This window comes from Pseudomonas sp. WS 5079 (genome assembly GCF_012985465.1).
In the GTDB taxonomy this organism is placed as follows: domain Bacteria; phylum Pseudomonadota; class Gammaproteobacteria; order Pseudomonadales; family Pseudomonadaceae; genus Aquipseudomonas.
Genome location: NZ_JAAQWN010000005.1, coordinates 374,542 through 386,822 on the forward strand (window position 1 = coordinate 374,542; position 12,281 = coordinate 386,822).

The 12,281-nt window shown below is 62.8% G+C and carries 3 protein-coding genes and 1 pseudogene; 1 reads left to right on the plus strand and 3 read right to left on the minus strand.

The features are described from left to right. Positions 1–110: 110 nt before the first annotated feature. The 3 genes and pseudogenes from rlmD to HBO05_RS16170 form a co-directional block, all read right to left on the minus strand. The gene (gene rlmD, locus HBO05_RS16160; protein ID WP_172313356.1) at positions 111–1,463 is read right to left on the minus strand and encodes a 23S rRNA (uracil(1939)-C(5))-methyltransferase RlmD; all 1,353 of its coding nucleotides are present in this window, start codon (positions 1,461–1,463) and stop codon (positions 111–113) included. Continuing rightward, entirely contained in the window at positions 1,463–2,365 is a 903-nt protein-coding gene (gene cysM / locus HBO05_RS16165) for a cysteine synthase CysM (protein ID WP_170057704.1), read from the minus strand. The genes rlmD and cysM overlap by 1 nt, the downstream gene beginning before the upstream one ends. 193 nt (positions 2,366–2,558) lie before the next feature. Then, positions 2,559–10,440 (minus strand): annotated as a pseudogene (locus tag HBO05_RS16170) (retention module-containing protein). A 466-nt stretch (positions 10,441–10,906) separates the two neighbouring features. On the opposite strand from HBO05_RS16170, the gene HBO05_RS16175 reads away from it, so the two are divergent. Then, the gene (locus HBO05_RS16175) at positions 10,907–12,265 is read left to right on the plus strand and encodes a TolC family outer membrane protein (RefSeq protein ID WP_169955621.1); all 1,359 of its coding nucleotides are present in this window, start codon (positions 10,907–10,909) and stop codon (positions 12,263–12,265) included. The last annotated feature ends 16 nt before the right edge of the window (positions 12,266–12,281 follow it).

The window sequence follows — 12,281 nt, forward strand, 5'->3', positions numbered from 1 at the left end:
TTCCCTACGACGCGCCTGTAGCGCGTCAAAATCGCTGACCCTTGTACCGCGAACTCCCTGGCAGGTCACAGGCCCTGGAGAACGCAGGCCAGTCGGACTAAGCGAGCATCCTAGCTCGCTTCAAATAACGCCATCGCCTCGACATGCGCGGTTTGCGGAAACATATCGAGGATCCCGGCACGTTTTAGCCGGTAGCCTTGCTTGACCAACTCGACAGTGTCCCGCGCCAGCGTGGCTGGATTGCAGGACACATACACCAGGCGATCAGCCCCCAGAGTGGCGAGCTTGCGCACAACCTCCAGGGCACCATCGCGGGGTGGGTCCAAGAGTACCGCACAAAAGCCTGCTTTGGCCCATTGCGCATCACTCAAAGGCTGGGACAAATCGGCCTGAAAAAACTGCACATTATGCAAATTATTGCTGCCTGCGTTGAGGGCTGCGCGGTCCACCATGGCCTGCACGCCCTCTACCGCCACCACTTCACGCACTTGGCGAGCCAGGGGCAAGGCAAAGTTGCCAAGGCCGCAGAACAGGTCCAGCACCCGTTCGTCGGAACGCGGGGCCAACCAATCCAGCGCCTGGGCCACCATCGCCTCGTTGACCCCGGCATTGACCTGCACAAAATCCCCCGGCCGGTACGCCAGCTCCAGGTCCCACTGCTCCAGACGATAGCCCAGGGCCGCCCCGGCCGCGAACGGCTGCGGCTCGCCCTCGCCATGCAGCCACAACTGGGCGTCATGGAACCCGCAGAATTCTTGCAGCACCAGCAGGTCAGCGTCGGACAACGGCGCCATATGCCGCAGCAACACGGCAATCGACGAGCCGCTGAACAGTTCCACATGCCCCAGGGCCTGAGGTTTGCTCAGGCGCCGCAACATGTTGGGCAGGCGCTGCATGATCGGTTGCAAGGCCTGTACCAGCACCGGGCAATCATCGATGGCGACGATGTCCTGGCTGGCCACGGCGCGAAAACCCACGTCCAGGCGCTTGGCCTTGGCATCCCAACGCACGGCGACCCGCGCCCGGCGGCGATAGCCGAACTCGGGGCCGCTCAACGGCGCTGCCCACTCCTGGGGCTCGACCCCGGCAACACGGGACAATTGCTCGGCGAGCATGCGCTGTTTCAGGGCAAGCTGTTCGGCATGGGGCAGGTGTTGCAGGCTGCAACCGCCACAACGGCCAGCATGCACGCACGGCGCCGGGCGGCGCAGTTCGCTGGCCTGGAACACCCGCTCGGTGCGGGCCTCGACCACTTTGCCATGGGCACCGAGCACCCGCGCCTCGACCTCTTCGCCGGCCAGGGCGCCCACCACAAACCAGGTGCGACCTTCGAAAAACACGATCCCCCGGCCATCATTGGCCAGGCGCTCAATGGTCAGGCGTTGTTTCTTGCCGACCGGGATTTGGGGCGCCCGGCTGCCGCCCGTGGGCTGGAAGCGCAGGCCTCGCTCTTGCTTGGCCATCAGTTGGGCGCGTCGAAAATGCCGGTCGACAGGTAACGGTCGCCTCGGTCACAGATGATCGCGACGATCACCGCGTTTTCCAGTTCTGCAGACAGGCGCAACATGCCGGCCACGGCGCCACCGGAGGACACGCCGCAGAAGATGCCTTCTTCACGGGCCAGGCGACGGGTGGTGTCTTCGGCTTCGCGCTGGGCCATGTCGATGATGCGATCGACGCGGGCAGCGTTGTAGATCTTGGGCAGATACTCTTCGGGCCAACGACGGATCCCCGGGATCGCCGCGCCTTCCATCGGTTGCAGGCCAACGATCTGGATCGCCGGGTTCTGCTCCTTGAGGTAGCGCGAGTTGCCCATGATGGTGCCGGTGGTGCCCATGGAGCTGACGAAATGGGTGATGGTGCCCTGGGTCTGGCGCCAGATCTCCGGGCCGGTGCTGGTGTAGTGCGCCTCGGGGTTGTCACCGTTGGCGAACTGGTCCAACACCTGGCCACGGCCTTTGGCGGCCATGCGCTCGGCAAGATCGCGTGCGCCTTCCATGCCCTCTTCCGGGGTCACCAGTACCAGCTCGGCGCCATAGGCGGTCATTGCGGCCTTGCGCTCGGCGCTGCCGTTGTCGGGCATGATCAGGATCATTTTGTAGCCTTTGATCGCCGCGGCCATGGCCAGGGCGATCCCGGTATTACCGGAAGTGGCTTCGATCAGGGTGTCGCCGGGCTTGATCTGCCCGCGCTGCTCGGCACGGGCGATCATCGACAGCGCCGGGCGGTCCTTGACCGAGCCCGCCGGGTTATTCCCCTCGAGCTTGAGCAGCAAGGTATTGCTGGTGTTACCCGCCATGCGCTGCAAGCGGACCAAAGGTGTGTTGCCGACGCAATCGGCGATGGTTGGGTATTGCAGGGTCATGGCGTATTCGCAATCCAGACTGCGGGGGCGCCTATCATACCGGCAAACGCTGGCGGGCCATATCACGCAAAGTATGGTGCTTATAACTCAATGCGCTAACAGCGCCAAAAATGCCTGTCGGCGATGGCGACCTATTGATCGCCATCGTCGGCAAGCCGGCTGCTGCACAGTGTTTTGCGTTGCAAGGATCCGCTCAGACCGTATCCACCTTCAACGAATGGTCATTCAACATCCCGTTGATGATCGTCGCGGTATCCGCGCCACCCGCAATCAGCCCGCCCGCGCCCGGTGTCACACCGTATTGGGTCGCCAGGTTGACCCCGGCCAGGTCGATGGTCTGGGTCGGCGTGGCACCGGCCACGGCGCTGATGTCGATGGTGGTCAACAACGTGGCCCCACTGCCCGTGACCTTGAAGTGCAGGTAGTCATCCAGGGACGCCGCCGTCGCATTCTCCCCTTGCAACAATTGCGAGAGGTCCAGCTTGTCGGTGCCCACGCCAAAGTCGGTGATGACATCGTGCCCGCTGTTGCCCGTCAGGTACTGGAACGTATCGGCACCAGGGCCACCGGTCAGGGTGTTGTTACCCGGGCCGCCGATCAGGATGTCATCGCCACCCTCGCCCTTGAGGGTGTCATTGCCCAGCCCGCCGGAGATCAGGTTGTTGTTGCCGTTGCCAGTGAGGAAGTCATTGAAGTTGGAACCCACCAGGTTTTCCAGGGCCATCAATGTATCGGTCCCGGCCCCGCCGGTGGCTTGCGCGCTCGCCAGGCCAAGGTTGACGGTCACGCCTGCCGTGGCGTGGGCATAGCTGACCGTATCGATGCCCGCCCCGCCATCGAGCAGGTCGTTGCCGATGCCACTGAACAGCAGGTCATTGCCATTGCCGCCGTGCATCTCGTTGTTGCCGGTGCCGGCGGTGAGCACGTCGTTGCCATCGCCGCCATTGAGGATGTTGTTGCCGGGCCCGGCCATGATGATGTCATCACCGTTGGTACCGGTGAGGGTCGTACCGGCCTGGTAGCTGATGTCTACCGCGGCGCTGTCGCTGCCGCCGTGGTTATCGCTGACCGAGTAGTTGCCGTGGTAGTCCGGCGTGAAGTCCTGGGCGCCGGAGTAGTTGATCTTCATGTTCAACTGGTAGTTTTCGGCGCTGTTGCCCCCACTGCCTGTCGGGTTGGTGACGTTGGTGATATGGATCTGATAGGTGCTGTCCATCGCTGCAGCAGGCAAGGTCGTGCCATCGGGAATGACGGTCTCGGGGCCGCCATTGATCGAGTACGCCATGATGACGTTACCGCTCGCCAGGTTGTGATCCAGGTTGAGGGTTTCACCCGCCTTGAGGCTGACCGTAATGCGGTCTTCGGCATTACTGTTGCCGACCGCGCCGAGGTTACCGCTGACCACGAGTAAAGCGGTCATGGCCGCCGAGTCGCGGGCAAAGGAGGTACGCACATCCGCCAGGGTCGTGCTGCTGGGGTTGATGAACGATCGGCTCCCCGACCCGGTAAAGCTGACGCCCTTGGTGGCCACCCAGCCGGTTGGAAAACTGGTAGGGATAGCCGTCAGGGTGTCATGGTTGGCATCGCTGTCATTGGCCAGCAGCAACTCGGCAGGCACCACGATATTGCCCGACAGGATATTGGTGATCACATGGTCGTCACCGGCCACCGGCGCCACGTTGGGGTTGACCTTGACCACCAGGCTGGAACTCGCCAGGTCGCCGTCGTTGTCGCTGACGATCACCCCAAAGGTTTCGGTGACCAGCGAGCCGGTCAGCTTGGGCGGTGTGTAGCGGAACTCGCCGTTGTCCATGTCCACTATCAGCGTGCCGCCCTGGTTGGTGGTGATGGTGACGCTGTTGCTGACGGTGTCGAACGTGCCATGCCCGCCCGGCAGGTTGGCGCTCATCGAGCCCCCCGCCGCGGGGTTGTAGGTATAGGTGATGCCGTCCACCGTGAGGGATTTGACGAAGCCACCATCGGCACCGAACGAGCCGTCCGTCAGCAGGCTGCCGGTGACTGGCGCGCCCTGTACCGTGCCGGCCAGCACTGCATCCAGGCCTGCGAGGTTGGCCACCACCACCGCGTTGGTGTTGGTGTGGGTGCTGCCGTCGTAGGCCACCGGGTCCAGGTAAATGCTGTTGACGCCGGCCCCCAGGCCGATGGCATAGGCCTTGATGCCGTTGGCATCGAGGAAGGCCCGCCATACACCTTCTTCAGTGGCGTCGATCCCATCACCGTATTCCGGGTTGACCACGTTGCCGGGGTTGTTCGGGTTATTGGTGTTGGACGTGGTGGGGTTACCGTCCGAGAAGAAATACGCCACGTTCTGCGCACCTTCCAGCTTGCCGGCAGCGCCGTAGGCGGTCTGCGCGGTGCCGAGGGCCGAATCGTAGTTAGTGCCGTTGAACGCGGTGAGGCCGTTGACCAAGGACTTGGCCGTGGCGACGCTGACCCACTGGCTGCTCAATTGCTGGGAGCTGTCATTGAAGGTCACGATCTGCACCTTCACATCACCCATCTCGTCATAGCGGTTGAGCAACTCGACGATGGAGGCCTTGGCCAGGTCGAGCCGCGAACCACCGGCCCCGGACGGGTCGTTCATGCTGCCGGAAATATCGATGATCAGCAGCAGGTTGGAATCCACCTCCGTGGCCGTGACCTCACGTGCGCTGGACACCACTTTGGGCACGTCATCGACGATGCTCACCACGATGCTGCTGGTGGTGGAGTTGCCCAGTTGGTCGGTGGCCTTGTAGGTGAAGGTCTCGGTCAGCACATTCGGCCCATCATTGCTGTTGGGCAAAGTCTTGGGAGCCGACGTCAGGGTGTAGGTGTAGGTGCCGTTGGGGTTGAGCAGGATCTGCCCATAGCTGCCCGTTGCGCTGCCCACCAGGCTGAAACTCAACGGGCCACTGCCGCCAGTGGCCGACCCCACCAGGGTGCCGCTGGCAGTTTCGCTGGTGGCGGTCGGGTCGCTGCCGACCACGGTGCCGGGCGCCAGGTCCTGGCCATCGAGGTTCAAGTCCAGGGCTTTCTCGTAGACCGTGACGTCGCCGTCGACTGTCGCCACCAGGCCGCTGTCGGCCACCGTAATGGTCAGGGTCGTGGTGCTCAAGTCACCGTCGCCATCGCGCACGGTATACACGAAGGTATCCACGGCTCCCGGCGGGCTCACCGAGTTGGGGTTGCTGTGGTACACGGCATTGCCGTTCGCATCCAGGGTCAGGTAACCGAAGTTGCCGTTGATATTCACGCCCAGGCCACCACTGGCCGGGGTGCCGGTATTGCTCCCCGCCCGCACCCCGACCACCGCGCCGGCCAACGTGGGGCTATCGGCGCCGCCGACGTCATTGCCCAGCACATTGGCGCTGACCACACCGCCTTCTGCCACCGAGCGCACGTCAGGGTTGGCGGTGGGCAGGTCGTCGATGATGTTGATATCGATCGTGCCCGTGGCCGTATTGGTGTCGTAATCGCTGGCCGTGACCGTGATGTGCTCGGGCAGGCTGTTGTCACCGCTGGCATTGGGGTGCATTTCATTGTCGAGCAGGGTGTAGCGGTAGCTGACCACCCCGGTGTTGGGGTCGTAGCCGACCACCGTAAAATTGTTGCCCAGCAGGGTGCCTTCCGACAGCGGGAAGGTGGCTACGACGCCGTTGGTCACCACGTTCAGGCCGCCGACCGTGAGGTTCTTCAAACCGTCCAGGGCCGTCACGGTGAAGGTACCGGTCTGGGTCAGCAAGGGGGTGTTGGGGCTGGAACCATCGATCAGGTTTTTTTCAAAGACGGTCAACTCACCGCCGGTGAGGTCCAGACCGGTCAGCACCACCGGATCGTTGTTGTTATGCACCTGTAGCACCAGTTTGGCGGTGCTGGTATCGCCATCGCTGTCGTTCAACTGATAAGTGAAGGTCTCGGTGCCGTTCCCCCCACCGTGAAGGGCGACGAATTGTGGGTCGGTCTTGTCGAGGGTGTAGGTGTAGCTGCCATCGGCAAACAGTTGCAGGGTGCCGTAGGTGCCGACGATGGTGTTTGGCGTAACCGGGCCGGTGGCGATGCGGTCGGCGCCTTGTACGTCGTTACCGAGAACACTGCCGCTGAGGATGAGCTGGCTTTCAGAGGCAATACCAGCGGGGTTGTCGTCGACGGCTTTGGGCACGTCGTCGACCACCTTGACGTCCAGGGAGCCATTGGCGCTGCTGTTGTTGCTGTCGGTGGCGGTCACCGTGAACGACTCGCTGATGCTATTGATGCCCGCGCCGGTTGGGTGGCTGTCAGTGCCGTTGAGGGTGTAGCTGTAGCTGATCACCCCAGTGCTGGCGTTGTAACCGGTGATGGTCAGGGTGTTGCCGAAGCCGGTGGGTTCCGACTGCGGGAACGTCGCGGCGACGCCGTTGGTGACGACGTTGATGCCGCCAACGGTGAGGTTTTTCAGGCCGTCCAATGCCGTCACGGTGAAGGTGCCGGATTGGGTCAACGCAGGCCCGTCGATAGCACTGCCCAACGGCAGGTTTTTCTCGTAGACCGTGACCTCCCCGCCATTCACCTCGAGTCCCGTCAACACCACCGGGTCGTCGTTGTTATGCACCTGCAACACCAGGTTCGCGGTGCTGGTATCGCCGTCGCTGTCGTTCAGTTGGTAGGTGAAGGTTTCAGTGCCGCTGCCACCGCCATTTAGGGCGACGAATTGTGGGTCGGTCTTGTCGAGGGTGTAGGTGTAGCTGCCATCGGCAAACAGTTGCAGGGTGCCGTAGGTGCCGACGATGGTGTTTGGCGTGACGGGGCCGGTGGCGATGCGGTCGGCGCCTTGTACGTCATTGCCCAGCACGCTGCCGCTCAGGGTCAGCAGGCTCTCGGAGGCGATACCTGCGGGGTTGTCGTCGACGGCTTTTGGCACATCGTCGACCACATTCACGTCCAGTGAACCGTTGGCGCTGCTGTTGTTACTGTCGGTCGCAACCACCGCAAACGACTCACTGATGCTATTGGTGCCCGCTCCGGTTGGGTGGCTATCGGTGCCGTTGAGGGTGTAGCTGTAGCTGATCACCCCAGTGCTGGCGTTGTAGCCGGTGATGGTCAGGGTGTTGCCAAAGCCGGTGGGTTCCGACTGCGGGAACGTCGCGGCGACACCGTTAGTGACGACGCTAATGCCGCCCACAGTGAGGTTTTTCAGGCCATCCAACGCCGTCACGGTGAAGGTGCCGGATTGGGTCAACGCAGGCCCGTCGATAGCACTGCCCAACGGCAGGTTTTTCTCGTAGACCGTGACTTCGCCGCCGGTGACGTCTAAGCCGGTCAACACCACCGGGTCGTCGTTGTTATGCACCTGCAACACCAGGTTCGCGGTGCTGGTATCGCCGTCGCTGTCGTTCAGTTGGTAGGTGAAGGTTTCGGTGCCGCTACCACCGCCATTCAGGGCCATGAACTGCGGGTCAGTCTTGTCGAGGGTGTAGATGTAGCTGCCATCGGCAAACAGTTGCAGGGTGCCGTAGGTGCCAACGATGGTAGTTGGCGTAACCGGACCAGTGGCGATGCGGTCGGCGCCTTGCACGTCATTGCCCAGCACGCTGCCGCTCAGGGTCAGCAGGCTCTCGGAGACGATGCCTGCGGGGTTGTCGTCGACGGCTTTTGGCACATCGTCGACCACATTCACGTCCAGGGAGCCATTGGCACTGCTGTTGTTGCTGTCGGTGGCGGTCACCGTGAACGACTCGCTGATGCTATTGATGCCCGCGCCGGTTGGGTGGCTATCGGTGCCGTTGAGGGTGTAGCTGTAGCTGATCACCCCGGTGCTGGCGTTGTAGCCGGTGATGGTCAGGGTGTTGCCAAAGCCGGTGGGTTCCGACTGCGGGAACGTCGCGGCAACACCGTTGGTGACGACATTGATGCCGCCAACGGTGAGGTTGTTCAGGCCATCCAACGCGGTCACGGTGAAAGTGCCGGACTGGGTCAAAGCAGGCCCATCGATAGCACTGCCCAGCGGCAGGTTTTTCTCGTAGACCGTGACCTCCCCGCCATTCACCTCAAGTCCCGTCAGCACCACCGGGTCGTCGTTGTTATGCACCTGCAACACCAGGTTCGCGGTGCTGGTATCGCCGTCGGCATCCGTCAGGGTGTAGGTAAACGTCTCCGTCCCATTGCCGCCACCGTGCAACCCCAGGAAGTCGCTGTCGGCCGGGTTCAGCGTGTACACATAAGTGCCATTCGCCGCCAACTCCAGCGTGCCGTAGAGCCCCGTGAAGGAGCCCGGTCACCGGCCCGGACGCGACCCGATCAGCGCCTTGCACGTCATTGGTCAACACCGTGCCGCTCAGGGTCAGCAGGCTTTCGGAGGCCACTTGTGCATTGCTGTCATCGGCAGCGGTCGGTACATCGTCCACCACGCTCACGTGCAGGGTGCCGGTGGCGGTGCTGTTGTTGGTGTCATTGGCGATAACGCTGAAGCTCTCGGTCAGCTCATTCACCCCTCCCGCCGACGGGTGCGCCTCGGTGCCGGTCAGGGTGTAGCTGTAGCTGATCACCCCGGTGGCCGGGTCAAACCCGGTGATGGTCAGGGTATTGCCCAGGCCGGTGGCGATCGATTGCGGGAAGCCGGCGGCGACACCACCGGACACCACGTTGATACCGCCCACGGACAGGTTCTGCAAACCGTCCACGGCCGATACGGTCAGGCTGCCGGTACGGGTCAGCGCGCCAGCGTCGGGGCTGCTGCCATCCACCAGGTTTTTTTCGTAGAGGGTCAGGTCAGCGCCATTCACGCTGATGCCGCCGATCACCACCGGGTCGTCGTTGTTGTGCACTTGCAGCACCAGGTTGGCGGTGCTGCTGTCGCCATCGGCGTCGGTCAGGGTGTAGGTGAAGGTTTCCGTGCCATTACCGCCGCCCTGCAGCGCGACAAAATCAGGGTCGGCGCTGTTCAACGTGTAGGTGTAGCTGCCATCGGCCGCCAGCACCAAAGTGCCATATTGACCCGTGAACGTACCGCCCGTGATCGGGCCACTGGCGACTCGGTCGGCGCCCTGGGTGTCGTTGTCCAGGACGTTGCCGCTGAGGGTCAACAGGCTTTCCGAAGCGCTGCCCTCATGGCTGTCATCCAGCGCCTTGGGCACGTCATCGACAATGGTGATATCCAGCGAGCCGGTGGCGGTGTCGTTATCGCTGTCGGTGGCCACTACCGCAAATTGCTCGCCCAGGCTGTTGGTGCCGCCACCTGACGGATGGGCCTCGTTGCCGGTCAAGGTGTAGCTGTAGCTGATCACCCCGGTGGCCGCGTTATAACCGGTGATGCTCAGGGTATTGCCCAGCCCGGTGGTGATAGTTTGCGGAAAGCTGCTGGCCACCCCGCCGCTGACCACACTGATGCCGCCCACCGTCAGGCTTTGCAGGCCGTCGGGCGCTGTGACGCTGAAGGTGCCGCTTTGCACCAGCGCCGCCGGGTTGCTGGCCGAGCCCTGGGCAAGATTGGCCTCGTTGAGCGTCAACTCGCCGCCCTCGACCTCCAGCCCACCCAGGCTCACCGGATTGTCGGGAGGCACCACCACAGGCTGGCCGTTGCCGGTGTCCGGCTGGCCGGCGACCTGGAACAACGGGAACTCGGGAATCCCACCAAACCCCGCCGTAGGAAAGCCGATGACCGGCTCCACGCGCCCGGCGACTTCGGTCAGCAGCACAAAGGAGTGCCCGCCGCCCAACTCACCCGCCGCCGTGCTGCCGGTTTGCCCGGCAGCCGTGGCTTCTGCGGTCTGGGTCGGGTCGTCACCGGCGGCGATGGCTTTTTGCAACTGCAGCACATCGGTCAACTGCGCCTGGCTCGGCGCAAGGTCTTCGGAGGCGTGAATCTGCGGCGCCTGGCCAGCCAGCAATTGCGGGGAAAGGCCCAGGCTGCTGTCGCGCCCCAGGGTCAGCTCATGGCCGTTGGTCAGTTGCACCGCCACCGCACCGGCCGCGCCGGTCTGCAGTTGCTCGCCGGCAAACAGTCGGTCGCCTTCGACCAGGCTTCGGCGGCTGCCATCTCCCGCCACCGCGAAGACTTCCCCAACCACCTTGCTGACAACACCGATTAACTTGGCCATGTGCTTATCTCCCTGTCCGACCCCAGTAGTCGGCACCTCGGTTACGTGCACAAGCGCAGTGGATCGGGTGGCCCGCAGGTGGCACAAAACTGATTCAAATCAGCCGCCAACCAGCGCTTTGACCCGCCTGCAGAGAGCCTTCCAAGGGAACAAGTGACAAAAAACCGTCACCCTGAAATTCCCTTTTTTCCGCTACCCCATCATCCGCTTGCACTTGCGATTGAACTTTCCAAGAGCCTCAAAACGCGCCGAAGCGCACATAACTCAAGGCTTGTGCTTTGAACAATGTCTTGCTTCGCGCAGAACGCATAAGTTTTTTTGGACATAACCATTATGAGAAATCCTTCTTAGGTCCTCCCGCAAATGTTCTTAGCTCTGTTGTTACAAGCCTGAGACGGTTTGACCCCTTAAATTCGTCAAATAAATGGCGACAGACCAGCAACATTGATACACAGGAGAGGTACCCATGCGCGTCTTTACCCCCCTCTGCAGCGCGATTCTGATCGCCATGGCCTGCACCAACACCCAAGCGATGTCGCTGACCCAAGCGATCCAAAGCACGCTGGACACTCACCCGGAACTCAATGCCAGCCGTAATAGCCGGCTGTCGGCTGATGAAGATGTGAAAGTCGCCAAGGGCGGTTTCTACCCCAGCCTCGACCTCAACGCCGCCTACGGCCGCGGTTACAGCGACAACAGCACCACCCGCGCCCGTGGCGGCAACCACCACACCGAGACCGACAACTACACCCAGTCGGAACTGCGCCTGCGCCAGATGCTGTTCGACGGCTTCAACACCTCCAACGAAGTGCAGCGCACCGGGGCGGTGGTCAACTCCCGCGCCTATTACACCCGAGGCACCGCCGAAAGCCTGGCCCTGCGCACCGTCGAGGTGTACCTGGAAGTGCTCAAGCGCCGCGACCTGCTGACACTGGCCAAGAACAACCTGCAGGCGCACCTGCGGGTCACCGACCAGATTGGCCTGCGCACCGAGCGCGGCATCGGCAGCACCGCTGACCGCGATCAGTCCACCGCCCGCCGGGCCCTGGCAGACAACAACTACCAGACCGCCCTGGTCGACCTGCAAGACGCCGAATCGAACTTCTACAGCGTGGTCGGGCGCATGCCGGACGAACTGGAAAGCCCGGCCTCGATCAAGGGCGAACTGCCCAGCGACCAACTCGGCGCCCGGCGCAGCATGCTGGAGAACAACCCCTATCTGAAATCGGCCCAGTCCGACGTGATGGCCGCCGAGAGCCAGTACGAAGTGGCCAAGTCGCCGTTCTACCCACGCTTCGATGCCGAGGCGGCGGTGGGTGCCAATAACAATGTGCAGGGCGACCTGGGCCACGACAACGAATGGCGGGTGGGCGTGGTGATGAACTACAACCTGTTCCGTGGCGGCAGCGACAAGGCCCGCCTGGCGTCGGACTCGCACAAGATCAACCAGGCCATGGACATCCGCAACAACGCCCTGCGCATGCTCAACGAGAACCTCAACCTGGCCTGGCATGCCATGGACAACGCGCGCATCCAGACTCCCACCGCCCGCGAATACGCCGAAACCACCCAGCGCGTACGCGCGGCCTACCAGGACCAGTTCGGCCTGGGCCAACGCACCTTGCTGGACCTGTTGGACAGTGAAAACGAGCTGTACAACGCCAATCGGCGCTACACCGAAGTGCGCTACACCGAAGAGTTCTCCATGTACCGCGTGCTGGCCAACATGGGCGAGTTGCTGAACAAGGAGCGCGTGGTGGTGCCGGCCGAAGCCATTGCCCAGTCGGAAGTCAGAAGCGAAGCCCACCTGCCTGACCTGAAGTAGCCAACACGTGGAGCAG

Coding starts and splice junctions, on each gene's coding strand:
- rlmD (WP_172313356.1), bottom strand. CDS start 1,463: ATGGCCAAGCAAGAGCGAGGCCTGCGCTTCCAGCCCACGGGCGGCAGC.
- cysM (WP_170057704.1), bottom strand. CDS start 2,365: ATGACCCTGCAATACCCAACCATCGCCGATTGCGTCGGCAACACACCT.
- HBO05_RS16175 (WP_169955621.1), top strand. CDS start 10,907: ATGCGCGTCTTTACCCCCCTCTGCAGCGCGATTCTGATCGCCATGGCC.